At 68.5% G+C, this 22,872-nt stretch carries 20 protein-coding genes and 1 pseudogene; 8 read left to right on the forward strand and 13 right to left on the reverse strand.

The annotated features are described in order from the left end of the window. The first annotated feature begins 368 nt into the window (after positions 1-368). Positions 369-1,419 (forward strand): annotated as a pseudogene (locus tag ACFY2Z_RS34360) (SpoIIE family protein phosphatase). Positions 1,420-1,617: 198 nt separating this feature from the next. Here ACFY2Z_RS34360 and ACFY2Z_RS34365 read toward each other — a convergent pair. The 5 genes from ACFY2Z_RS34365 to ACFY2Z_RS34385 form a co-directional block, all read right to left on the reverse strand. Further along, entirely contained in the window at positions 1,618-2,400 is a 783-nt protein-coding gene (locus ACFY2Z_RS34365; RefSeq protein WP_352357941.1) for a crotonase/enoyl-CoA hydratase family protein, read from the reverse strand. After that, the gene (locus ACFY2Z_RS34370) at positions 2,397-3,629 is read right to left on the reverse strand and encodes a CaiB/BaiF CoA transferase family protein (RefSeq protein ID WP_390747935.1); all 1,233 of its coding nucleotides are present in this window, start codon (positions 3,627-3,629) and stop codon (positions 2,397-2,399) included. The genes ACFY2Z_RS34365 and ACFY2Z_RS34370 overlap by 4 nt, the downstream gene beginning before the upstream one ends. Positions 3,630-3,634: 5 nt before the next feature. Then, positions 3,635-4,843 carry an acyl-CoA dehydrogenase family protein gene (locus ACFY2Z_RS34375; RefSeq protein WP_390747936.1) on the reverse strand — a complete coding sequence of 403 codons (1,209 nt, stop codon included), beginning with the start codon at positions 4,841-4,843 and terminating at the stop codon, positions 3,635-3,637. Positions 4,844-5,249: 406 nt separating this feature from the next. Continuing rightward, a complete protein-coding gene (locus ACFY2Z_RS34380) occupies positions 5,250-5,375 on the reverse strand; it encodes a hypothetical protein (protein ID WP_352357947.1) in 126 nt (41 codons plus the stop codon). 385 nt (positions 5,376-5,760) lie between these two features. Further along, complete coding sequence (locus ACFY2Z_RS34385; protein ID WP_390747973.1) at positions 5,761-5,976, reverse strand: SpoIIE family protein phosphatase; 216 nt, start codon at positions 5,974-5,976, stop codon at positions 5,761-5,763. A 639-nt stretch (positions 5,977-6,615) separates the two neighbouring features. Between ACFY2Z_RS34385 and ACFY2Z_RS34390 the strand changes: the two genes are divergently transcribed. The 3 genes from ACFY2Z_RS34390 to ACFY2Z_RS34400 all read left to right on the forward strand — a co-directional run bounded on the left by ACFY2Z_RS34390 (position 6,616) and on the right by ACFY2Z_RS34400 (position 9,931). Next, complete coding sequence (locus tag ACFY2Z_RS34390; RefSeq protein ID WP_390747937.1) at positions 6,616-7,350, forward strand: acetoacetate decarboxylase; 735 nt, start codon at positions 6,616-6,618, stop codon at positions 7,348-7,350. Positions 7,351-7,381: 31 nt separating this feature from the next. Then, positions 7,382-8,326: a 3-hydroxyacyl-CoA dehydrogenase NAD-binding domain-containing protein gene (locus ACFY2Z_RS34395; protein ID WP_390747938.1), complete on the forward strand. Its 945-nt coding sequence runs from the start codon at positions 7,382-7,384 to the stop codon at positions 8,324-8,326. A gap of 75 nt (positions 8,327-8,401) precedes the next feature. After that, positions 8,402-9,931, forward strand: coding sequence for a CoA transferase (locus ACFY2Z_RS34400; protein WP_390747939.1), 1,530 nt, complete (start codon positions 8,402-8,404; stop codon positions 9,929-9,931). 423 nt (positions 9,932-10,354) lie between these two features. On the opposite strand, the gene ACFY2Z_RS34405 is transcribed toward ACFY2Z_RS34400, so the two are convergent. Further along, positions 10,355-11,257, reverse strand: a complete 903-nt coding sequence (locus tag ACFY2Z_RS34405; RefSeq protein ID WP_390747940.1) for an alpha/beta hydrolase — start codon at positions 11,255-11,257, stop codon at positions 10,355-10,357. Between the two features lie 455 nt (positions 11,258-11,712). Here ACFY2Z_RS34405 and ACFY2Z_RS34410 point away from each other — a divergent pair, with 455 nt between their 5' ends. Further along, a complete protein-coding gene (locus ACFY2Z_RS34410; RefSeq protein ID WP_390747941.1) occupies positions 11,713-12,537 on the forward strand; it encodes an enoyl-CoA hydratase/isomerase family protein in 825 nt (274 codons plus the stop codon). A gap of 238 nt (positions 12,538-12,775) precedes the next feature. Then, a complete protein-coding gene (locus ACFY2Z_RS34415; protein ID WP_390747942.1) occupies positions 12,776-13,177 on the forward strand; it encodes a tautomerase family protein in 402 nt (133 codons plus the stop codon). A gap of 116 nt (positions 13,178-13,293) precedes the next feature. Here ACFY2Z_RS34415 and ACFY2Z_RS34420 read toward each other — a convergent pair whose 3' ends face one another. Next, the gene (locus ACFY2Z_RS34420) at positions 13,294-13,767 is read right to left on the reverse strand and encodes a winged helix-turn-helix transcriptional regulator (RefSeq protein ID WP_390747943.1); all 474 of its coding nucleotides are present in this window, start codon (positions 13,765-13,767) and stop codon (positions 13,294-13,296) included. A 94-nt stretch (positions 13,768-13,861) separates the two neighbouring features. Here ACFY2Z_RS34420 and ACFY2Z_RS34425 point away from each other — a divergent pair, with 94 nt between their 5' ends. After that, on the forward strand, positions 13,862-14,755 hold the full coding sequence (locus ACFY2Z_RS34425; protein ID WP_390747944.1) for a dihydrodipicolinate synthase family protein: 894 nt from the start codon (positions 13,862-13,864) through the stop codon (positions 14,753-14,755). Positions 14,756-15,698: 943 nt separating this feature from the next. Here ACFY2Z_RS34425 and ACFY2Z_RS34430 read toward each other — a convergent pair. The 5 genes from ACFY2Z_RS34430 to ACFY2Z_RS34450 form a co-directional block, all read right to left on the reverse strand. Next, the gene (locus ACFY2Z_RS34430; RefSeq protein ID WP_390747945.1) at positions 15,699-16,898 is read right to left on the reverse strand and encodes an IS110 family transposase; all 1,200 of its coding nucleotides are present in this window, start codon (positions 16,896-16,898) and stop codon (positions 15,699-15,701) included. Positions 16,899-17,087: 189 nt separating this feature from the next. Beyond that, positions 17,088-18,173 (reverse strand): IS110 family transposase, encoded by a 1,086-nt coding sequence (locus tag ACFY2Z_RS34435; protein WP_390747946.1) that lies wholly within the window; start codon positions 18,171-18,173, stop codon positions 17,088-17,090. Positions 18,174-18,721: 548 nt separating this feature from the next. Further along, on the reverse strand, positions 18,722-19,108 hold the full coding sequence (locus ACFY2Z_RS34440; RefSeq protein ID WP_390747947.1) for a nitroreductase/quinone reductase family protein: 387 nt from the start codon (positions 19,106-19,108) through the stop codon (positions 18,722-18,724). A 154-nt stretch (positions 19,109-19,262) separates the two neighbouring features. Continuing rightward, the gene (locus ACFY2Z_RS34445; RefSeq protein ID WP_390747948.1) at positions 19,263-20,417 is read right to left on the reverse strand and encodes a Gfo/Idh/MocA family oxidoreductase; all 1,155 of its coding nucleotides are present in this window, start codon (positions 20,415-20,417) and stop codon (positions 19,263-19,265) included. Between the two features lie 74 nt (positions 20,418-20,491). Then, positions 20,492-21,367 (reverse strand): LLM class F420-dependent oxidoreductase, encoded by an 876-nt coding sequence (locus ACFY2Z_RS34450; RefSeq protein WP_390747949.1) that lies wholly within the window; start codon positions 21,365-21,367, stop codon positions 20,492-20,494. 408 nt (positions 21,368-21,775) lie between these two features. Between ACFY2Z_RS34450 and ACFY2Z_RS34455 the strand changes: the two genes are divergently transcribed. Beyond that, positions 21,776-21,976: a hypothetical protein gene (locus ACFY2Z_RS34455; protein WP_390747974.1), complete on the forward strand. Its 201-nt coding sequence runs from the start codon at positions 21,776-21,778 to the stop codon at positions 21,974-21,976. A gap of 144 nt (positions 21,977-22,120) precedes the next feature. On the opposite strand, the gene ACFY2Z_RS34460 is transcribed toward ACFY2Z_RS34455, so the two are convergent. Continuing rightward, positions 22,121-22,870, reverse strand: coding sequence for an SDR family NAD(P)-dependent oxidoreductase (locus ACFY2Z_RS34460; protein ID WP_390747950.1), 750 nt, complete (start codon positions 22,868-22,870; stop codon positions 22,121-22,123). Positions 22,871-22,872 lie beyond the last annotated feature (2 nt).

Consider the following 22,872-nt stretch of genomic DNA (forward strand, 5'->3'; position numbering starts at 1 on the left):
GCCGCGTTCGTAGTAGTTACAGGAGTGCGGATCGACGCCCACATGGACATCGCCCCTGACAGTAATGCAGCCATGGCTCCACCACAGACCGCCAGTCATCTGCCGGTGACCAGCTGGTCGATCCGCCGCTCCCGCACTCACATGCCCCGGTCGCGCTGGGAAGGACACGCACCCCTAGTACGGACGCATGAGCGGGTGCGATCGCAAATCAGGCACCCGAGAGAGTCACAGACACAGGGACCGCACGAGTCACCGACCGCATCGTTCGCGCCAGCGCGGTGCAACCCGCTGCCCACGAGCCAGCCGGCGGGCGCGGGAGCCGAACCTTCCGGTAAGTTGAGGACGGAGCCGCTGGCAGGGAATGCGTTGTGACACCGGAGATCGACTACCCGGGGGTATTCGCCGCCCTTCCGAGCCCGTGCCTGGTGCTCGGCACGGACCTGGTGATCGCCGCTGCCAACCGGGCCTTTTGCGAGGTGACCGGACGCAGCCGGGTCGAGTTGCTCGGGCAGTACCTTTTCGATGTCTTCCCGGACAACCCCGCCGACCCGGAGGCCGACGGGGTGGACACGCTGAAAGCCTCACTGCACCGTGTCCTGTTCTCCGGCCAGACCGATCACATGGCGTTGCAGAAGTACGACATCCCGGTCCCCGGCAATCCCGAGGTGTTCAAGGAGCGGTGGTGGACCGCAATCAACGTGCCGGTCCTGGGCCGGGACGGCAAGGTGGCCTGGATCATCCACCGGTCGGAGGACATGACCGACGTCATCCGTGCCCACCGCACGGCGCACCCGCCGTCGGTCAGTCCCGGCCGGGAGGCGGCCATGGAGGCCGAGCTGTACGCGCGGGCGCGGCAGCTGCAGCAGCTGAATGAGGAACTGCGGCAGGCCCACGCCAGTGAACGGCGCGTCGCCGTTGCCCTGCAGGCTGCGCAGTGCGCTGAGCGCCGCCACCCGCAGTGTCCACGGCCCCGCCCGGGCACTGGAGGTCCTGTGCCTGTACGCCCGCTCGGTGGAGGGAGCACTGGCCGCCACCGTCGTCCAGGTCCTCGTCGACTGCCACAGCAATCTGCTCATCTACAGCAGCGCCGGCCACCCCCCGCCCGTCCTGCTGCACGCGGACGGCTCCTGCGAGCTGCTCGACCAGGCCACCGACCCACCCCTGGGCGCCCGCTCCGAACACGTCCCCCGCCCGCAGGCCAATGCCACTTACACCCCCGGCGACATCCTCATCCTCTACACCGACGGCCTGATCGAACGCCGCGACGAGGACATCGAAACCGGCCTGACCCGCCTGACCTCGACACTCGCCACCTGCACCGACTTCGGTGTGGAACACCTCGCCGACGCCCTCCTCGCCGGCCTCGGCCTCACCAGCGGCGCAGGCGACGACATCGCCATCGTCGTCGTCCGACTGTAGCGGACGACCCGACCGTGTTGATGAGGCCACTGCCGTCATCGGTGTGGTTGCGGCCCCGGCGTAGGCCATCGGGTTGGTGCGGTCGCGTGGCGGCCCAAGCGCGGAATGTCGCACCAGGCCCGCTGGCAAAGCGTCGGCGGATCACTCCCTGGGAGTCGGACGAGGGTGAGGGAACGGAGGCCGCTAACGTGACCCGTATCAGCGGCCGTGCCAGACGGGGGCCCGCCTCTCCGTGAACGCCCGCGCGCCTTCCCGCGCGTCCTCGCTGTCGAACACTCCACTCGTGATCTCGTCCTGGCGTCTGAAGGCGTCGCTCTCGTTCAGGCCCTGCGTTTCGCGCAGGACCTCCTTGACGGCCGCCAGCGCCAGCGGTGCGTTCCGCGCGACGCGCCCCGCCAGTTCCAGGGCCCCGTCCAGCGCGCCGCCCGGTGGGGTCAGCACATTGACGAGGCCGTAGTCCTTGCCTTCGGCGGCGGTCAGCGGCTCGCCCGTGAGCAGTACGCGCGAGGCGACGTGGTACGGGAGGCGGCGCGGCAGCCTGACCAGTCCGCCTGCCGCCGCCACGAGACCGCGCGTGACCTCGGGAAGCCCGAACCGGGCGTCGTCGGCGGCGACGATCAGGTCGCAGGCGAGCACCATCTCGAAGCCGCCGCCGAGCGCCCAGCCCTCAACTGCGGCGATCAGCGGTTTGCGTACCGCCATGCCCGTGAGCCCGCCGAATCCCCGGCCGGGAAGCACCGGCAGCTCGCCCTTGGCGAATGCCTTCAGGTCCATGCCCGCGCTGAACACCCCGCCCGCGCCGGTGAGCACGCCGACCGACAGTTCCGGGTCGGCGTCGAGCAGATCGACAGCCGCCGCGAGCTGCACCGCGGCCTCGTGGTCCATGGCGTTCTTCTGCGCGGGGCGGTTGATGGTGATGGTCAGTACGCCGTCGTGGCGTTCGTGGAGCACCAGGTCGGCCGCATCGGATGCCGCGCTCATTGCGGGCCCTCCGTTCCCGTCGTGCCGGGGACAGCTCCCCGGGCGCGCAGCTCGGCGATCTCGGCGGGGCCGAATCCCAGCTCGGCGAGGATCTCGTCGTTGTGCTCGCCCAGGTCCGGCGCACGCTTCGCCGGCACCTTCGGCACCCCTCGCAGGTTGACCGGGCTGCTGATGGTTTCCGTGAGCCCGCTGACTCCCTCCAGCGGCACCACGATGTCGTTCGCGCGCAGCTGCGGGTCCTGCGCGGCCTCCTCCGGGGTCTGAATGAGGCTGTAGGTGACGCGTTCTCGTCCCAGGGCGTCCTTCCAGTGGGCGAAGGGCCGCGCGCGGAACTCGGCGTCGAGCAGCTCGCTCAGCGCGGCGGCGTTCTCGATGACGCCCTCGATGCCGGCGAAACGCGGGTCCTCGAGCAGCTCGGGGCGCCCGAGGGCCCGCGTCAGTCCTGGCCAGTGCGGAGGTGATGCGACCAGCATGAACCACTCGTCGTCCGCGGTCCGGTAGGGGTTGATCAGCGGATTCGCCGGCGCCTTCCGGTCGTGCAGCTCGAAGGGAGTGCCGTCGGCGAGGGCGCCGGCCACCAGGGTTCCGGTGGCCCAGACGCCCGTGGCCAGCAGTGACGTCCCGACGTCGGCCCCCTGTCCAGTTCGCTCGCGGTGGTAGAGGGCCGTGGTGATCGCCGCGTAGATGGCGATCGCCGTCGTGTAGTCGCCGCTGCCCCAGACCGGGACGGTCGGCGGGGCGCCCGCGTCGCGGGTGGAGGCCAGCAGGCCGCTGCGTGACCAGAAGGCGGTCAGGTCGAAGCCCGGCTGCCGGGCGTCGGGACCCGTGTCCCCGAAGCCGGTGAGGTCGGCGTAGACGACCCTCGGGTTCCAGCCCGAGACCTCCTCGTAGCCGAGGTGCAGCTTCTCGCGCGTGCCGTGCGGGAAGTTGGTGATCACTACGTCGGCCCACTCGACGAGCCGCTTGAGGACCTCGACGGCCGCCGGTGTCTTCAGGTCCAGCACCATGCCCCGCTTGTTGCGGTTGGCGAGGTGCCAGCTGTAGTTGGCCGCGGCCTGCGGACTGGGCGGCACGGAACTCAGCCGCCGCTGGGGGTCGCCCGCGCCTGGCGGCTCGATCTTGATGACGTCCGCCCCGAAGTCGGACAGCACGGTGGCCGCGGCCGGTCCCGCGATGAACGAGGACGCGTCGAGCACCTTCAGGCCGGTGAAGACGGATTCGGTGGTCATCGTCATCACTTCACGAAGGCGCTCAGGCCGTCGGTGACGGCGCGTCCGACGATGAGGGTCTGGATCTCGCGCGTGCCCTCGTACGAGTAGATGGCCTCGGCGTCGGCGACGAATCGGCCGATGTTGTAGTCGAGGATGATGCCGTTGCCGGCCAGCAGCTCCCGGGCCCATCCCACGGTCTCCCGCATCCGTACGGTGCAGTAGGCCTTCGCCAGCGACGACTGCTCGTCCCGGTACACCCCGGCATCCTGCAGCTGGGCCAGCCGCGTCACCATCCCGCACGACGCCGTGGCATTGCCGAGCATCTTCACCAGCAGGTCCTGTACCAGCTGGAAGCCTCCGATGGGCCGCCCGAACTGCTCCCGCTGCTTGGCGTACTCCAGGGCGATCTCGTAGGCGCCGAACATGATGCCCACCGCCTGCCACGCCACGCCGCTGCGCGTCCGGCGCAGGATCTCCGCGGTGTCCTTGAACGAATTGGCGTTCTGCAACCGATTGGCCTCCGGAACACGGCAGCCGTCGAGCACGATGTCGGCGTTCTGCACGATCCGCAGCGCCATCTTGTTCTCGATCTTCGTCGCGGTGAACCCCGGGGTGTCCTTCTCCACGACGAAGCCCAGCACGTGACGGGTCTCGACATCGCGGGCCCAGATGACGACCAGGTCGGCGAATGTCGCGTTGCCGATCCACCGCTTCGCGCCGTCGAGGATCCATCCGTCGCCGTCGCGGCGCGCGGTCGTCTGCAGACCGCCGGCCACGTCGGAGCCGCCGTGCGGCTCGGTCAACCCGAAGGCGCCGATCTTCTCGAAACGGCTCATCGCCGGCAGCCACCGGCGCTGCTGTTCCTCGGAGCCGCAGGCAAGGATGGTGCCCATGGCCAGACCCGTGTGCACGCCGAAGAACGTCGCCACCGACGCGTCGGCATGTGCGAGCTCCAATGCCATGAGACCCGCGAAGAGGTTGCTCGGCCTGGATTCCTTCGAGTCCGGGTCGGCCCAGTCCACAAGACCGAGCCGCGCGAAGCCCTCGATCAACTGGAAGGGGAAATCGGCCCGGGCCCAGTAGTCGTCGACGATCGGGTCGACCTGGGTGCGGAGGAACTCACGGACGGACTCGATCTTCTCCCGTTCCGGGCCCGACAGCAGCTCCTCGTAGGCGTAGAAGTCGGCGGGCAGCAGCCCTTTGCCCAGGTACGGACCGGACGGTGTCGGCAAGGTCCGTGGTGCCGCTCATGGCAGTCTCCCTCAAGCGCTGTGGGCCGTGGCCCGGAGATCCACGCCCGTCAGCGCTCTCGGCGCCCGGCGTCTCGGTTCTGAGCCCGATTAAACGTGGATCCGGGGCGGGCCCCCCGGATCCACGCCGCCTGGGGCCGTGGTGTCGCCGCGGACCACCCGCAGGGGTCACGGCCGCGAAGCGCGCGATCAACGACCTCACGCTGCCGCAGCCGGCGAACGTCCGATCTGACTCGGCCACCTTCCTCGGGCTGGTTGCACTGCCCGAAAGCCGTGAGCGCCTGGACTACCGCACGAACCGGGGGCCTCCAGACACCCGGTCAGCTGGAGCGCGACCTCGGCAAGGCCGTGGCGGAGTTTCCCGGTTGATGGCGCCGGCCCGGTGTCGCTACGGCCGCTGCGCGGGGCGGAGCAAGGGTGCGGGCGGGAGAGTCTGCTCGGTCCAGACGGTCTTGCCGTCGAGGGGGGAGTAACGGACGCCCCAGTTCTGTGTGAGCTTGGCGATGATGGACAAGCTGCGGCCTCCCTCATCGACGGTCTTCGCGTGGCGCACTCGTGGCGCGAGGGAATTGCCGTCGCGGACTTCGCTCGTCAGCGTGCGGTCCTTGACGAGCCGCAAGTGCACAGGCGGGGCGCCGTAGCGGATGGCGTGGTGACCAGTTCGCTGACGATCAGTTCGGTGGTGTAGGTGGTTTCCTCATCCACTCCCCAACCGATGAGCTGGTGGTGGGTGTGGGGCGCGCCGTGGCGACGGCTTCGGGGTGGTGGTCGAGAGGCCACGCGGCGACCTGGTCCGCGGGGAGGGGCTGGGTGCGGGCGAGGAGGAGGATCACGTCGCTGTGGCGGGTGTCGTTCCCCAGCCGGTAGAGCACGTCGTCGCACAGTCCTGCAGTGGCCGGTCAGTGTGGGCCAGTACCCGTTGCAGGACATCTGCGGACCGGGACAGCAGGGATGGGGTGCAGAAGGCCAGGACACTGCTGTCGGTGACGGGGACCGTGGCGGCCGCGAGGGGGTCCTTCGGTACTGCCCAGGGGAGGCCCGCTCGGCAGGTGAGGGATTTCGGTGCTCCCGTCGGGACGGGCGATCACCGGTGGGGGGTGACCGGCCAGGGCGATGGTGCAGGGCGAGGGCCGCCGCCGCTGCGCACACTGCGTTCGGACTGGAGCTGGAGAGGTTCGTCAGCCGTCTTCGAACCCCGCACAGCGGTCGGCCGGTGGCGAGGTCTGGGACGTCCTCAAAGAGATCAACGACCATTATTCCGGTGAGCCGCAGCCCAGCAGCGGCTTGGACCTCTCCATCGAGGTGGTCGTCAGCCGTGCTGAAGCCGCCGACGGCGCAATGCTGCGCGTTGTAATCGACCATGGTCGGGATACCGGGGATACGCGGCGATCGTCACCGGCAAAGGATTCGGCACCGCGGTGTCCGGGCGCAGGGTGAGGCCGACCCGCTGTGCAGGAACGGCTGGATGGCGGCCGGCCCGAGTCCGAGGCCGCAGGCGGCAGCCGTTCCTTCGTCGTCCTGGGTGAAGGCGAGCAAGACCTTGCGGCTGGCAGGCTCCGCTTCTACTGTCTCCGACTCTCATTCCCTGACCCGGACGACTGCGGACGGCCACCTGGCGTGCACGAGAGTCAACAGCGGGCGGAAAGCGTGCGCTGCGGCCGGACCGCGCCTAGTCGCCGGATCGCAGCGAGATGTACGGATCGAAATATCCACCTATGGTGGATACAGGGTAAATGGGTGCGGAAGGGTGAACGATGCGCGCCGAGGACGTCGTTCGTGCAACGAGCACGCCGCTGGATGCCCCAGCCTTCCCGAGAGGTCCGTACTGGTTCACGGACCGCGAGTACCTGAGGATCACCTACCGAACGGATCGGGACGCCCTCGAAAGGGTGGTACCTGAGCCGCTGCGGGTGACGGAGCCGCTGGTGTGCTACGAGGTCATGCGAATGCCCAACACGACTGGTCTCGGCGACTACACCGAGTCGGGGCAGCTCGCCGTCGTCGAGTTCGACGGTGTGGCTGGGGAGTACAACCTCTCGATGTACGTCGACAACTTCCCGGCCATCGCCAGTGGACGTGAGATCAGCGCCTACCCGAAGAAGGTCGGCAAGCCTCGGCTGTTCGTGGACAGCGACACCCTCGTCGGCAGCCTTGACTTCGGCTCCCTTCCGGTCGCGCGGGCGACGATGGGCTACAAGCACGCACCGCTCGACGCTGACGAGGCCCGGCAGGGAGTCACGCAGCCGACGTTCATGCTCAAGAAACTGCCGAACTACGACGGTACGCCGCGCATCTGTGAACTCATCCGCTCGCAGATCACCGACATCACCGTCAAGGGCTCCTGGAGCGGCCCGGCTCGGCTGCAGCTCTTCGCCCATGCGCTGGCCCCGCTGGCAGACCTGCCGGTCCTGGAGATCGTCTCCGCCTCTCATGTCCTCACCGACCTCAGGCTCGGCCCGGGCGAGCTCATTCACGACTACCTGGCCTGACCTCGCAACGTCGGCCACCGAAGGGATCGCCATGCCCGAGAACCCCGGTGTTGCCGGAATCCGGAGCGCCGCCGTGGTCGGGGGAGGTGTCATCGGCGCGTCATGGGCGGCACTGTTCCTGGCCCGCGGCCTGTCCGTCACGGTCAGCGACCCGCAGCCCGGCGTCGACGAGGCCGTACGGAGGACCATCGCGGAGGCATCACCGGCGCTGCAGGCGCTAGGGCTGGACACCTCCAAGCTCACCGCGGACCTGTCCTTCGAACCGGATCTCGCCGCCGCCGTCCGTACGGCCGGCGTGGTGCAGGAGAACGGCCCGGAGCGGCTGGAGGTCAAACACGAGATGTGGCGCGTCATCGAGGCCAACGCGCCTGCCGACGCCCTGTTCACCAGTTCCACCTCCGGCATCCCCGCCACCGAGATCGCCACGGTCCTCAAAGCCCCGGAACGACTCGTCATCGGACACCCCTTCAACCCGCCGCATCTGGTCCCGCTGGTCGAAGTGGTACCGGGCGACCGGACGTCGTCGGAGACGATCGAGAGGGCCCGAGCCTTCTACCTCGGCCTGGGCAAGCGTCCCCAGGTGCTACGCAAAGAGGTACCCGGTTTCGTGGCGAACCGGTTGCAGGCGGCGATGTTCCGCGAGTGCGTGCACCTGGTGCGCGAAGGCGTGGTCACCATGCAGGAACTCGACGACATCGTCACGTCGTCCATCGGCCAGCGCTGGGCCGGCACCGGCCCCTTCCGCAGCTTCCACCTCGGCGGTGGCGAGGGCGGCCTCGCCCACTTCATGGACCACCTCGGGGTCGGCATGGAGCGCCGTTGGGCCGCGATGGTCAAGGAGGACGTCGCATTCGACGAATCCACCAAGCAGCTGCTGAACGAGCAGGCCAAGGAATTCGGCGGCACGATCGATGAACTCGCCACCGAACGCGACCGCGCGCAGATTGCCGTCATGCGTGCCCTCGGCGACGGCTGAGCCGACCGGGAAACCGAGACGCCGGCTCGCCCCGGCCACCGGCGAACACCTGAGAATCCGTAAAGCTGGCCCCCCATGAGCGTTGAAGAACTCACCGACCGCATTCAGCACAACATCGACAACCCGCTCACCGACGACGACGGCTTCGACATCCACGAAGCCCTGCGCGCAGTACTCGCCTCAGTGGGCCTGCGCCCCGACGACACCGGCGGAAAGATCACCTTCCTTGGCCGCGACCCGGTCGTCCCGAGCATCATGCGCCTCGGCGCAGTGCCCTCACTGGGCATGACGGCGAAGTCGGTTGCCCTGGCTGCCCTCTGGCGACACCGTGGCGGAGAAGGCCAGGACATCACGATGGACCTGCGCAAGGCCCCGCATCGGCTGTGCCCCTTCTACGACAAGAAGTGGGAGCTGCTCAACGGCTACCCCGGTGGCACCCCGTCAGATCCGACGAACCCCCTGGGCTTCAACTTCTACCAAGCGCGCGACGGCCACTGGGTGATGCCGTTGAACCCCTACCCAAAGATCAAGAACAGCGTCTACAAGCTGCTCCGCGCGTGGCCCGAGCAGCAAGCCGTCGCCGATGCCGTTGCCAAATGGAACGCCGAGGAGCTGGAGCGGGCCGGTGATGAGATCGGTGTGGTGATGCCCATGCTCCGCACCACGGCGGAGTTCCTCCGCGAGCCGGAATGCGAGTACATCGCCCGAGAGCCCCTGGTGAAGATCGAGAGGATCGGCGACAGCGAGCCTGAACCTCTGACCTCTTCGGTGGACCAGCCGCTGTCAGGAGTACGCGCTCTGGGCATGAGCCACATCATCGCCGGCGCAGGCGTCGGCCGGGACCTCGCCCAACACGGCGCGGATGTGCTGAACATCTGGCGGCCCAACGAACTGGAACACGACATCACGTACAACAGCGCGAACGTCGGCGTCCGCTCCGTCACCATCGACCCCTATGGTCCGGAAGGGCGGGCGCAGATCCGCAGGCTGCTGCGCGATGCCGACGTTTTCTACGCCAACCGCCGCCCCGGCTATCTGGAAAAAGTCGGCATGAGCGCCGAGGAGGCGGTGGAGATCCGTCCCGGCATCATCCACCTCAACTTCGCCCTGGTCGGCGGGGCGGGCCCCTGGGCCACACGCGTCGGCTTCGACCAGACGGCCGGCGCGCTCACCGGAATCATGCTCATGGAGGGCGAGGACGGCATCGCCGCCAAGGCGACCAGCACGCCGGCACTGCCATACATCAGCGTCGTCAACGACTACGTCCTGGCCTGGCTGGGCAGCACCGGGGTCATCGCCGCGCTCATGCGCCGCGCCACCGAGGGCGGCAGCTACCGCGTCACCCTCAACCTCACCCGCATCGCCACGTGGATCCTCAGCCTCGGAGTCTTCGACCGCGACTACGCCCACGAGGTCGCGCTCAACCCCGACCCGGAGTCCCCCCACGCCTACCTGGACCCGGAGACCTTCAGCGCCGACACCCCCTGCGGCCACTACCAGGGCGTCACCGACCAGGTGGTCATGTCCAAGACCCCCGGCCACTTCCGGGACATCCTGCTCCCCCGCGGCAGCAGCGCACCGGTCTGGCTCCCGCGCTACAGCTGACCACGCCAGCAGCAAGCCCATGTCAGACGCGCCTGACCCGGACTTTCAGCCTCGGCACGGTCCTGAGGAATCCCGTCGGCGCCCCCTTCTGCCATCGGCCGCGAGCACGCGACCGTCCGGCGGGGATCTGCGGGCGGAAGAGTCTGATTCATGTGCTCGGAGCAACACATCGGGTGCCTGTCGTGTACCCCTCAGCGTCCTGCTGGCCCACGGGCCCGGAACACGCCGAGGCGAGACGACGTCCGCCGGACGACCACACACCGATTTTCACGGAGACAGGGTGTCGTCGTCAGGCGACCGGATTACTGCAGGACGACCCGAAACCTACGTGGCACCCGGAAGAGGCCTTTCGGCCCCTCCGGGGTGCGGTGCCGACGGCGCCGAAGGCAGGGCGCCCCGGATGCGTCGGCGCCGCAAACAGACCTAACGGGCGTTCAGGTGGGCCCGGAAGAAGCGGATGGCGGCGGAGGTGCTTGCGTCGAAGCCGGCGAGGTAGGGATCGAAGTGGCCGCCGGGTATGACGACGAGTTCCTTGGGTTCGAGAGCACGTTCATAGGCGCGGAATGCCAGGTCGGTGGGGGCGACGGTGTCGTGGGTGGCGACCAGCATCATCAGGGGAGTCGGGGAGATCTGGTCGATCCAGTAGCCGGGGTCGTACGACCTGAAGCGGCGGTTGGACTGGACCGTGACGCTGTTCTCCCACAATCCCTCGGGAGCGCTGTGTCCCAGGTAGAAGTCGATGGCGTCGGTGGCGCGGTACGACGCGGTCGTGGAGACGTTGTCGCTGACGAATGCCTGGGTGGCCGGTGGCTCGCCCTGGGCCTGGGCGAGTTCATCGGCGGCGAAGGACTCGTCGAGTTGCCGCGTCAGGTGCGGCGGTACGCGTCGGCGGCTGGTCTCGGAGCCGCTGATGGTAGGGACCTGGGAGTAGACGGCCTTGATCCTCCGGTCGGTGGCTCCAAGGACGAGGGCGTGTCCGCCGGAATAGCTGGATCCCCACAGGCCGATGCGGTCGGCGTCGACGCTGTCGAGCGTCTGGAGGTGCGCGATGACGCGTCGCCAGTCCTCGATCTGCTGATGGGGGTCGATGTCGTGGCGGGGTGTGCCGGTGCTGTCGCCGAAGCCGCGGTGGTCATGGAGCGAGACCGCGAACCCGGCTTCTGCGAGCTCTCGGGCAATGGGCTCGATGTTGTGGTACTTCGTGCCACCGAAGCCGTGCGACATCGTGATGGTGGGGTGGGGTCCGGGTCCGTCCGGCAGGAACAGCCATGCGTGCAGCACGGTTCCGTCGGGCAGATGAATGAGCTCGTCGCTGCGCTCGGCCATGGTGGTTCTCCTTGTCTGGTGGGGTTCTTGTGGGCGCGATGACGGCAGCCCGTCGGTCCCGATGACCCGTTGAGCTACGCCGTGTGGCGGCCCGGTCCTTCGGGCGTCGGTCCGGTCGGACGCGCCGATGCCGTCGACGCAGCACCTCTGTCGGGAACGCCGGTCAATCGTTCGCTGATCGCCGATCGATCACCGGCCGATCACCGGTGCGGGATTGGTCGCCCCGGCCACGAAGGGCTCGACGCGGCCGGTGCGAGACGGTCCCAAGGGTCCTCAACCGGATGGCTGCGGCTGTCGTGACCTGGGTGAATGGCGTGATCGCGACCCTGGCCGCCTTCGAGAAGGCCAGGCAGTCCCTCCCTCAACACTCTGGTTGCACTTTTAAACCGATGATGTCAGCCTAGAACACGTCGTTCGCATATCGCAAACAGGAAATACATGAGGAAGTGGTGACAATGCGGGACTACGAGGCCATCAAGACGAAACTGGACGGCGGTGTACTGTGGGCCACGATCGACAACCCGCCACTCAACCTGATCGACGAGCGGTTCGTCAGGGATCTGATCGCGCTCCTCGACGACACGGAGGCCGACGGCAGCGCGCGGGTGGTGGTGTTCCGGAGCGCCGACCCCGACTTCTTCATCCCGCATGTGGATGTCCGGCGGATCGCCGAGTACACGGCGGTGGCGGCGACCTCCGGCGGCCCGGACGACCTCAGCCTCGGCGCGCTGTACCGCCGGCTCAGCGAGGCACGGCCCGTCACCATCGGGCTCCTCGAGGGCCGGGCGCGCGGCGCGGGTGCGGAACTCCTCTACGCGTGCGACATGCGGTTCGCGTCCCTGGAACGCGCCGTGATCGGCCAGATCGAGGTCGGTACCGGGCTCTTCCCGGGGGCAGGTGCGGTCCAGCAAATCGTGCGTCTCGCCGGACGAGGCCAGGCGATGCAGGTGATCCTCGGGTCCGAAGACCTCGACGGCCGTGAGGCCGAGCGCATCGGATTGGTCAACAAGGCGCTGCCGGATGAGCAGTTGATGCCCTACGTCGAGCGGTTGGCCAAGCGGATCGCGGGATTCCCGGAAGCCGCGGTGCGGCTCGCCAAGCGCCGGATCAACGCGGCCGGCCTCCCCGCCAAGGAAGACGTCCAGGTGGACGCGGGCTTCTTCCAGATCCTGGCACGTGATACATCGAGCGCCGCCCGGCTCGGCACCCTCATGGAGCGCGGAATGCAGGAACGTTCCCGCACCGAACTCGACTTCGGTGCGGTACTCGGCGAGCTGTGAGCAGCCCGGGCCGAAGGGACCCGGTCGCCCCGACCCCGCGCCCGCCCCGAACCGCACGCTCGCTCGCTCGCTTCGGACCGGATCGCCTCGCGGCCGCGGACGCTTGACGCCGTCCACCGGCCCGGGGCGTCACGGCTCGCATCAGGACGGCCGGGGCATCACTGCCCTTCCGGCCCCCCGGCCCGGCCGATCCCTCCCCAAGCGGAACCCCCACACCCCACTCCCGCAGGAGCCCGTCATGCCCGTTTTCAACGCCCACGTTCCAGCCGGCCGCTTCTCGCCGGACCAGAAGCGCGCACTCGCCGATGCGCTCAACCAGTCGCTCGTACAGGCACTCGGAATTCCCGAGGGTGACCGATTCATCATGATCAGTGAGCACGGCGAGAACGAGCTGTACCTCGATCCGACCTTCATGGGGATGCAGCGCAGCGACGACGCCATGATCATCACCCTTCTCCTCGGTGCCCATCGGCCTCTCGAGAACAAGCGGGCCGTGGCCGCAGCCATCAACAGACTGGTGGTCGAGGCCCTGCACATCTCACCCGACGACGTGCTCATCGCGCTGATTCCGGTCCCGAACGAAAGCTTCTCGTTCGGAAGGGGTGAGCTTCAGCTCGCCGAGGACGAGCCGCGCTGGTGACCCTGCGGCCCCGGCGCCCAACGGACGCCGTCGCCGGGCGGCACGTACCAGCGCTCCGCAGCCGCGACACGGGACCGCAGTGCCGAGGTGGCCTCCGGACCAGGCGGGGCCCCCGATCAAGCGGGGTCGGGAAGCGTGCCGGCCTCAGGCGGGGACGCGCCGACCTGGACGTCGTCGGGCCCCAGGGGCCGTCCGTCCTGGGCGTGCAGTGCGAGGGGAGCCACCGGCAGCCCGTCGCGCTTGTCGACGAGACCGAGCCGCTCCTCGCCGGGTTGGAACAGGAACTCTTCGCCCCACTGCCGCAGTGCCACGAGCGGGACCCGCAGGGCCTTGCCCTTCTCGGTGAGCCGGTACTCGCTGTAGGCGCTCCCGTCGGACGCCGGCGCGAGGGTCAGCACCTCACGTTCGACGAGCTTGGCCAGGCGCGCGCTGAGGATGTTCTTGGCGCAGCCGAGGCTGCGCTGGAACTCGCTGAAGCGGGTCATGCCGGCCAGTGCGTCCCGGACGATGAGCAGCGACCACCAGTCGCCGATGTCACTGAGTGAACGAGCGATGGGGCAGGTGGCCCCACTGAGGTCCGTCTTGCGCACGGATGCCACCTCCCGAAAGTGCTAGTTTTATAATTAAACCACACCTTGGTGTGCCTGCCCTGGATCACTTCGAGCGATTGCCGAGAGAACCGTCATGTTCCACGGCCTCAGCGCCTTCCCCCTGACCCCCACCGACGAGCAAGGCATCGACTACACCGCGTACGCATCGCTCGTGGCCCGCCTCGCGGCTGCCGGAGTGGACTCCATCGGGGCGCTCGGCTCCACCGGGGGCTACGCCTACCTCACCCGCGAACAGCGCGCCCGCACCGCGAAAGTCGCGGTCGAGGCCGCCGACAGCGTTCCCGTCACGGTCTCCATCGGCGCGCCGCGCACCTCTCACGTCCTGGCCCTGGCCGAGGACGCCCAGAAAGCCGGCGCGCGGGCGGTGCTGCTCGCACCGGTGACGTACCAGCCGCTCACGGACGACGAGGTGTTCGGACTGTACGAGGACGTCACCCGCGAGCTGTCCGTGCCGCTGTGCGTGTACGACAACCCCCGCACCACACAGGTGCACTTCACCGACGAACTGCACGGCCGCATCTCCCGGCTGCCGAACGTCCGCTCGATCAAGATCCCCGCTGTTCCGGACGACTTCGGTCAGGCCAAGGCCCGGATCGACGCGCTGCGAGCGGCGATCCCGGAGACGGTCACCATCGGCGTGAGCGGCGACTGGGCCGGCGTGCGCGGCCTGAATGCCGGGTGCGACGTCTGGTACTCGGCCGTAGGGGGTCTGTTCCCCCGTACCGCGCTCGCCCTCGCCCGCGCAGCCCTGGCCGGTGACGCGGGCCGGGCCACCGAGTCGTCCGACGCGCTCACACCGTTGTGGGCCCTGCTCCGTCAGCACGGTGGTCTGCGCGTCCTGTCCGCCGCAGCGTCCCACCTCGGCCTGACGTCGGAGCCGAACCTGCCGCGTCCCTTGCGCGGCCTGGACGAGGCCGCGCGCCGGGACGTCACCGCCGTGCTGGACGCCCTCCAGCTCACGACCTGAGCAGGCGCAGCCCATCCGCATCCGGGCTTCAGCAGGGGTGCGGGTGAGGTGATCGGTCGGTGATCCTGGTGTCATGCGTGCCGCCCGCCTGATCCGTATGGCTCTCCTCGTCCAGTCGAGTCCCGGTCTGACCGTCGGTGCCTTTGCCCGGAACCTGGACGTCTCGGAGCGTCCGGTGATCCGTGGCGCCCAGGCTCTGCCGGGAGCCGGCAGGACGAAGCCCGCGCCACCGGGCATTGCCGCGACGTCGCCGCACCGCAAACTACTTCCGGCCGAAGAGGAAGAGGCTGCGGCTTCACGTCCGGTAGTCCGTCGGCACACGGAATACCGGTCCTCGAGTGCCCAACGGACCGACACCGTCGAAGGCTCCACCGAAGACCAGCTTGCGGAGACCGCCCAAGAGATCACGCCCGCCAGCGCAACCTCCGAGCAAAGGCGCGCGTTGCCGAAATCGAAGCGGCACGCCACAGGCCCATCCACCGGGAAGGCGCCACAGAAGAAGCCCGCATCCAGTCCGTCGAGGCTCAGCGCTCGCCTTATCCACCATCGCGCCAGCCATGCCGCCGAGCCAGACCAAAACACAACCACCCGACGGGGGCCTTGTCGCACTGCCAGCTGTCACCGGCGAGTCACAAACCCCGTGGACACCCGCTCGGCACAGGATCTCGAACCTAGACATATGTGCCCGCACAGGACTGGATGGACGGTCCTGGACGGCTTCTACGACATGTGCCATGTGGTACCCAGTGAGGGACCCAAGATCAGGACCGGAGCGTCTTCTGGCCCGTCAAAGCGGTATTGCAGGGTGTTCGGTGGTGTCTCACTCACGCCCCAGACCCTCTCACGTCTCACGGACGCCCCTATAACGCGGGATCGGTAGATGCCGTCCTGACCAGGTTGAAGACCTCTCGGGCGGCATATCGCTTGAGTCCTCTGAGTCAAGTCAGGGGGCTGTGAGGCGTTGGGCAGCGGGGTGGCTGTAGGGGTCGTAAGGGGTGGCGTTTTGCCAGCAAGCCCATATGACACGGAGCCATGCGCGGGCGACGATCCGGGTGGCGTGAGGGTTGCGTTTTCCGCGTGCGCGGGCGTTGGCATAGAGGGTGGCGGCCCACGGCGACTGCATGCGGGAGTTGTGAGCGAAGGCAGTGATGGCCTTGCGGGCGCGTGTGTTGGCGGCCCACCGGAAGTAGACGCCGTGTGTCTTCCCGGATGCCTTGGTCACCGGTGCGGCTCCGCACTCGGCGGCGGCTTGTTCGGCGGACTCGACGCGGTCAAGGACTGGGCCAACCTCGGCGAGCAGCTGCGCAAGGTTGATGGTGCCCACGCCCGGCAGCTCGGCGAGGAGGAGGGCCCGAGGGTGCTTGGCAAGACGGTTTTTGATGGTCGTCTCGAGCTGGGCGATGGTGGCCTGCAGACTGCGCAGAAGCTGGACTTGCGCGGTGATGAGCGCGGTGAGGACGTCCGCGGGGAGGCTGACGGGGGCGATGGGAGCGGAGCGGAGTCGGGCCAGCAGTGCGGATGCCGGCTTGCCGCCGCGGTAGGCATGACGCTTACAGAAGGCGGCCATGCGGGCTTCGCCGAGTCGGGCGGCTGACTGCGGCGTGGGGTAGTCCGTCAGGAAGTCCAGGGCAATGTCGGAGACGAGCGAGCAGAACAGGTTCTTGGGTCCGGGCCAGTGCTGCTCGAGCAGAGCACCGAGCTGGTTGCCGGCGGCCGTGCGTGCACGAACGTGGTCATCGCGCAGGCGCACGAGGGCTTGGAGTTCTCGTAGGCCGCTGTCGACAGGCACGAGGCGGCGCAGGCGGTGGCCGTCGGTGCGTAGATAGTCCGCGAGTTTGTAGCTGTCACCGGGATCGGATTTGGCACCGGAGGCGCCCCATCGAGGTCGGGCGGCGTGAAAGGCAGTTGGGTGGACAGGCACGACCGGGTATCCGGCCTCGAGCAAGCGGTCGACGACCAGCCCACTGGAACGTTCGATAATGACGGGCAGTTCAGCCGGGGCGCCATGGCTGGACAGCCGGGCCAAGGCCGCCGAAAAGTCGTCTTCGCTGTGCTGGAAGGCCCAGTGGTCGATCACGGTTCCGCGGTCGTCAATGACGGTCACGTCGTGGCTGGCGCTGGCCCAGTCCCATCCGACGAACATCAATCCCGTCCCTTCTACCGGAGTTGGTGGTTGACTCCGCAGGTGACGAGACCCGTCTGCCGGTTCCTCATTGTTCGGCCCTCGGTGGGGCATGTCCTTGACGCCGGTCTGGGGCCTCGGCGTGTCAGGGGCGGCAATACTCAAACTGGCCGTCGAGCGCGGCACGGCAACGAGGCCGTCCCCCGACACTCACCGGGGAATCACGGCCCATGGATTGGGCCGCAGCATCGATACTTCCCCAATGAGGCATCGGATGATCTCACGCCGGGTCTTGCCTTCCTGGGTGCGGCGTTCGAAGTACGCCTGGGTGCGCGGGTCGTGGCGCAGCCGGGTGAACACGATGCGGTGCAGGGCCGCGTTCGCCCGGCGGTCGCCGCCGTGGTTGAGCCGGCGCGTGCTCCGCCGACCCGACGAATACTCGACGGGGCTGACTCCGCAAAGGGCAGCAAAGGATGCCTCGGTGTTCAGCCGCTCGGGGTTGTCTCCCATGGTGATCAGCAGGGTGACGGCGCTGTCCGGGCCGATACCCACCGGTACGAGTAGCTGCGGGGCGTGGTGTTCGACGAGCTGGGTCAGGCGTTGGTTCAGCTCATTGATCTGTCCGGTGAGCTGCTCGATGCGCTCGGCGAGCATGCGCAACGTCATGTGGGTGGCCTGGGCCACCGCGTCCTCGTCTCCCCCACCATCGGGTGGGCTGAGGGTCGCGCAGGCGCGGAACAGCTCGGCATTGCCCAAGCTCGACAACCGTTCCCGCAGGGCGGGGTCGGCGATCACTAGGACGGCCTTGAGCTGGTTGATCGCCTGTGTGCGGGCCTTGACTGCGGAGTCCTTGGCGAGTTTGTAGATCCGGGCGCTGTGCACGGGTCCGTCGCCGGATTTGGCCTGGGCCCGGGTGCGACCGCTGAGCACGGCTCGCGCTGCGGCCTGCGCATCGAGCGGGTCCGACTTGCCGAGCAGACGGCGGGCCGTGCGATCGGGCCGGTTCACTTCGAACACCTGGATCTGCTGGGTCAGCAGGTAGCGGGACAGGCCCGCGCCGAAGGTGCCGGTGCCCTCCACGCCGGCCCGGCGCACTGTCCCCTGCTTGCGGGCCCACACGAGCAGCCGACGGTAGCCAACGGCCGTCGCCGGAAAGGACTCTGTGCTCAGGACCTTCCCCAGCGGGGAGACCACGGCGGCGACGTGAACCTCGCCGTGCGTGTCCACGCCCAGGACGACCTCACTCCGATTGGGCGGATCCGTGCTGGAAGAGGTGCTGCGCTCTCTGGTCGTCATGGTGGTTCGTCTCCCGCGTGGTGACGTGCTGGGTGGATGGCACCGGCCCGCTCGGGCGGTCTGAACCGTGATGGCGCCTGGAACTCGGCAAGGCCCCTATTGGGACACGCCCTGTGGCTCGGTGACAGCAGAAGCCATCCCGCAACGACGGTCGACAAGCCTGTGACTGGACACTTCGGTCAAAGATCTCAAGAGTCAGACCCCCGTCCGGGACGGCATCGCGCAACCGTCCCATCGATCCCGGCGCGTCGGCACGTCCCGACCACAGCCGGATGGCTTCGCCCGAACCAATGCCCAACCTGGCCGGAGCAGGCTGAGAAGGAGTTGACTCCCCGCCCACTCGTGACCGGCAATGGCGGACAGCCGTCTGGGCCGCCTTACGGTCGCCCTCCATCGACCATCTCTCGGAGCGTCACGGTCCGGCCTGCCCGCACTTCCACGGACCGCACTGAAAGGAAGGCTCCACTGGACCGGCGATCTCAGGAGTCAGACCCCACCGTAGGACAGCACCAACCTGGTGTTCTCTGTTTATCCGGCTTGCAGCCACGTCAGCCGGCTCCGGGCGTGACTTGAGTGCGCGGACGTGGGTCTCGGCTCCTTCTCCAGCCCCGGGCAACCGGCGAAACCCGCTCGTCGGGGTGAGGGAATGCGCGGAACGTGTTCAGCCGGTCGGCCTTGATGTTGAAGTACCACAGAGGATGTCTGGGGGATCCGCCCAACGAGCCGACCACCGCATAGCGCCCGTCGCACTCGACGCGCATCACCGGCGCCTTGCGGATCTTGCCGGTCTTGGCGCCCCGGGTGGTCATCACCACCACGGGCCACCCCGTGTCCCACAGTGTCGCCCCCTTGGTGCCGCCCGATTCCTCGTACGCCTCCACTTGCTCGCGCACCCACTGCGTCGTGCTGGGTTCATACTCGCCCTCGAGAGGCATGGCATCCGTCCCCTCGTCGTAGGGATGTTCTCGCACCATGCTCCAACGCCAGTGCATGTATCCGGCATTCCGGACAGAGGTGACCTCGCGCCTGAACAAGCCCGACCTGCCGAGGGCGAAGCAGTCGAACTCACGACCTGACTGACTTCGGGACCTACGCGCCCTGCTCTGTGAGTGTGACCTTCCGGCCCGTGCGCGCCGCCTCTCGGATCCGCTCCAGCATGCGGTGTCGCCGGACGGCGTGCCGGAAGTCGGGAACGCCGTCCTCGTCCGGCGCAAGGCTCCCGGTGATCTGGTCGCGCAGAAGGGCGTACTCGTGGGCGACGTTGCAGGCGGCTTCGGCGGATCGCTCGGTCCATTGCGTGAGCGACCGCTGACAGCGGGCGGGAACCGGAAGTTCAGCCAAGGTGCCGTCCTCTCCCCGGGCGCCGTACAGCCGTAGCCCCCCGTACCACCACTGGGCCTGGTCGGCCTTGACGACAAGATCGCCCTCCGTGCCGTTGATCTCCCAGTGAAACGCGGTGGCGCGGGACGTCCCACCGCGGATGTGCATCGCGGCCACGGCCCCCGACTCCAGCACCCCCGTGACGGCGATCTGGTCCTCTGCGGTCTTGGCCGCGACCGCCCCGCTCGTGACGTGGGTGACCTCCGGGCGCAGGTTCTCGATGTGAGCCGACGCCTCGCGGAACTCCCCGAGCACCATGGTCAGCGCGTCGGCCGAGTGCCCGAAGGGGATCGACAGCAGCGTGGCGCCGCTCGTGACGTCCAGCACGTACGCGTAGGTGTCGTCGTAGGTGGCACCCCCGATCCAGCCCGACCCGAGCATGCTGGTCGACAGCACCCGCCCCACGTAGCCGTCGGCGACCAGGTCCCGTAGATACCGAAGCGGCGGGGCCGACCGGGCCTGCAGGCCGACAGCCGTGAGCACACCTTTGCGATGTGCGAGGTCGGCCAGCTCTTCGGCCTGGGCGAGGTTGGCACCGAGCGGCCACTCGCTGAACACCATCTTCCCCGCTTCCAGCGCGGGCCGGATGAGTTCCAGGTGGTGCGGAACCTTCACCGTCACCACCACGAGATCGACTTCCTCACTGCGGGCCAGCTCCTCTGCGCTGCCGAAGGCGAGCGGCACCGCATATTTCTCGCCGGCCGCACGCGCCGACTCGGCGCTGCTGGCGCTCAGCGCCCGCAACTCGTATCCGTCGAGCCCGGCCAGCGCCGGCACATGGGCGGTGGCCGCCCACCCGCCGCTCGCGCTCAGTCCTACGACACCGACGCGGATCGGCTCCCGATGAGGGGAAATGGACGTCATGTGCACCCCAGCGTTCGCAATCGCCTCTCTCGGAAGTGCCTCGCACAACGTGCGGGTTTTTCGAGAGGAGGCCGTTATCCCCATAGAGAAGCGAGCCTGCGCCATTCCTCCCTCGGGAGCTTGTCCCTGTGGGTGCCGGTGAGCACCTGGAGGGCCACGTGGTCCCCGCCTGCCTGGTGGAAGGTGTCGATGCGGTCGCGGATGCGGTTCTCGTCGCCCCAGGCGAAGACCGCGTCGATCAGGCGGTCGCTGCCGCCCTCGGCCAGGTCGGCCTCGGTGAAGCCGTGCCGCAGGAAGTTGTTGGTGTAGTTCGGCAGGGTGAGGTAATTGGCGAGGGTGTCGCGGGCCAGGGCGCGGGCCCTGGCCGGGTCGGTCTCCAGGACCACCTTCAGCTCCGGGGCGAGCAGTGGGCCCTCGCCGAGGATCTCGCGGGCCTGGGCTGTGTGTTCGGGCGTGACGAGATAGGGGATGGCGCCGGCCGCCCGCTCGCCGGACAGCTTCAGCATCTTCGGGCCCAGCGCGGCCAGCACCCTGCTGTCGGCGGCGACGCCGGCCTCGTCCAGCTCGTCGAGGTAGCCGGTCATCGCCGCGTACGGGCGGCTGTAGTCCTTCACCAGCGGTCCGTGGCTCACACCGAGACCCACCAGGTAGCGGCCGGGGTACGCCGATTCCACCTCGGTGAAGCCGGCCGCGGTCGTGGCGGCCTCCTGCTGCCAGATGTTCAGGACGCTGGTGCCGACGACGATGCGGCGCGTCGCCCCGATCAGCGGGGCGGCGTGGTCGGCGGTGCTGTTGTTGCCGAGCCAGATGGCGCCGTACCCGAGTTCCTCCAGTTCGGCCGCGGCCTCGTCCAGTTCGCCGCGCCGGGCCGGGTCCTCCGAGCGCAGTTCGATGCTCCAGGCACCGTACCGGCCGACTCGCTGCTTCAGGGGGACTCTGGTGTCGCTCATCGGGTGTTCTCCCCGGGTGGTGGGCTGTGCCCTGATCATCACGCCCCCAGCCACTGCCGACCGGAGGGCATTCCGGGTCGATTCCCGCCGTTCCCTCAGTTGGCCGAACGGCCATAAGACGTCGAATATTCAGGAGTTCACCACTGCGGTGGGGGGCTCGTGCGTGTCGTCGGGCTGGTCGTCTGCGATCCGTCAACCACGGCATGAGCGCGGCGTCGAGATCCTGCGAGTAGGGGTACACGACTGAGATTCCGCGACCGCCGGTCTGTTCTGGCCTTGGGACATCGGTACAGCCGCTGGCGCTGAGATTGATCTTGGTGGGCTAGCACAGTGATCGGGTGCCGCGCTGGGGTTCCCGGGAAGATCGTTGATCACTGGTGAGGGGTGGCTACCGTCCGCCGGGTGCCGGTGGAATTCTTAACTGATGAGCAGGCTGAGGCGTACGGGAAGTTCGCCGAGGAGCCCACGCGTCCGGGGCACTTGCCAGCCGTGGCCAACCCGGTGGACGACACCTACCGCCGCCAGATGAACCGGCAGCTGACCGTTCAGCAGTTTCGCCACAAGCTGGCCCCGGATGTGTGCCACAGCAAGCGGGGCACCATCCACTAGGCGTACTGGGATGGCATAGAGGACCAGCTCGGCTCGCTCGGCCTGGTCCTGAACGCCACGCTCAAGGAAGGGTTCGCCACCGCTCTGGGTGTCACCGCCATCAACTGCTGCGACCGTGCCGGCCTACGCCGGTTTTTTGATGCCCTAGAAACTGGTCCGGGTTCCGCCGTCGATCGTCACCATCGCGCCGGTGACGTAGGAAGCGGCGGGCGACAGCAGAAATGCTGCGATGCGGCCGAACTCCCCCAGGGTGCCAAGCCGGCGCAGCGGGATACCGGCGGCGGTGCGGTCCGCGTCGCCGGTGATCGACTGGAGTTCGAGGGCCCGGTCGGTCGCGATGTGCGCGGGTACCAGGCCGACCACGCGCACGCCCCGGGGGCCGAGTTCACCGGCGAGGGTCTTCGCGTACCCGGCCAGGGCCGGGCGCAGGGCGTTGGAGACGGCGAGGCCGGGAATCGGCTCGTACACCGAGGTGGAGAGCACGAAACCGATCACCCCGCCCTCGCCCAGCTGCGCGGCGACGGCCCGCGACAACCGCACCGCGCCCAGGAAACCCTCCTCGAAGGAGGCCCGCCACTGTTCGTCGTCGACGGCGTCCGTGGTGCCCGTCGGCGGGCCGCCGACGCTGATGAGCGCGCCGTCCAGCCCTCTGAACGCCTCGCGTGCCGATGCGATCAGCCGGTCCGGCGTTGCGGGGTCGGCGTTGTCGGCGACGACGCCGACCGCCTGCGCCGGGCCGCCGAGCTCCGCCTCCGCCGCGGCCAGCGAGTGCGTGCTGCGCCCGCTGACCACCACCTTCGCACCGCCGGAGGTCAGCTCGCGGGCGGCGGCCAGACCGAGACCGCGGGTGCCGCCGGTGACGATGTAGACACGGTCCTTGAGTCCGAGATCCATCA

The organism is Streptomyces sp. NPDC001222, assembly GCF_042896945.1.
GTDB classification, from domain to species: domain Bacteria; phylum Actinomycetota; class Actinomycetes; order Streptomycetales; family Streptomycetaceae; genus Streptomyces; species Streptomyces gibsoniae.

Excerpts from the sequence above, each read along its gene's own strand:
- ACFY2Z_RS34365 (WP_352357941.1), bottom strand. The coding sequence starts at position 2,400 with ATGAGCGCGGCATCCGATGCGGCCGACCTGGTGCTCCACGAACGCCAC.
- ACFY2Z_RS34370 (WP_390747935.1), bottom strand. The coding sequence starts at position 3,629 with ATGACCACCGAATCCGTCTTCACCGGCCTGAAGGTGCTCGACGCGTCC.
- ACFY2Z_RS34390 (WP_390747937.1), top strand. The coding sequence starts at position 6,616 with ATGCGCGCCGAGGACGTCGTTCGTGCAACGAGCACGCCGCTGGATGCC.
- ACFY2Z_RS34395 (WP_390747938.1), top strand. The coding sequence starts at position 7,382 with ATGCCCGAGAACCCCGGTGTTGCCGGAATCCGGAGCGCCGCCGTGGTC.
- ACFY2Z_RS34400 (WP_390747939.1), top strand. The coding sequence starts at position 8,402 with ATGAGCGTTGAAGAACTCACCGACCGCATTCAGCACAACATCGACAAC.
- ACFY2Z_RS34405 (WP_390747940.1), bottom strand. The coding sequence starts at position 11,257 with ATGGCCGAGCGCAGCGACGAGCTCATTCATCTGCCCGACGGAACCGTG.
- ACFY2Z_RS34410 (WP_390747941.1), top strand. The coding sequence starts at position 11,713 with ATGCGGGACTACGAGGCCATCAAGACGAAACTGGACGGCGGTGTACTG.
- ACFY2Z_RS34415 (WP_390747942.1), top strand. The coding sequence starts at position 12,776 with ATGCCCGTTTTCAACGCCCACGTTCCAGCCGGCCGCTTCTCGCCGGAC.
- ACFY2Z_RS34425 (WP_390747944.1), top strand. The coding sequence starts at position 13,862 with ATGTTCCACGGCCTCAGCGCCTTCCCCCTGACCCCCACCGACGAGCAA.
- ACFY2Z_RS34430 (WP_390747945.1), bottom strand. The coding sequence starts at position 16,898 with ATGTTCGTCGGATGGGACTGGGCCAGCGCCAGCCACGACGTGACCGTC.
- ACFY2Z_RS34435 (WP_390747946.1), bottom strand. The coding sequence starts at position 18,173 with ATGACGACCAGAGAGCGCAGCACCTCTTCCAGCACGGATCCGCCCAAT.
- ACFY2Z_RS34440 (WP_390747947.1), bottom strand. The coding sequence starts at position 19,108 with ATGCCTCTCGAGGGCGAGTATGAACCCAGCACGACGCAGTGGGTGCGC.
- ACFY2Z_RS34445 (WP_390747948.1), bottom strand. The coding sequence starts at position 20,417 with ATGACGTCCATTTCCCCTCATCGGGAGCCGATCCGCGTCGGTGTCGTA.
- ACFY2Z_RS34450 (WP_390747949.1), bottom strand. The coding sequence starts at position 21,367 with ATGAGCGACACCAGAGTCCCCCTGAAGCAGCGAGTCGGCCGGTACGGT.
- ACFY2Z_RS34460 (WP_390747950.1), bottom strand. The coding sequence starts at position 22,870 with ATGGATCTCGGACTCAAGGACCGTGTCTACATCGTCACCGGCGGCACC.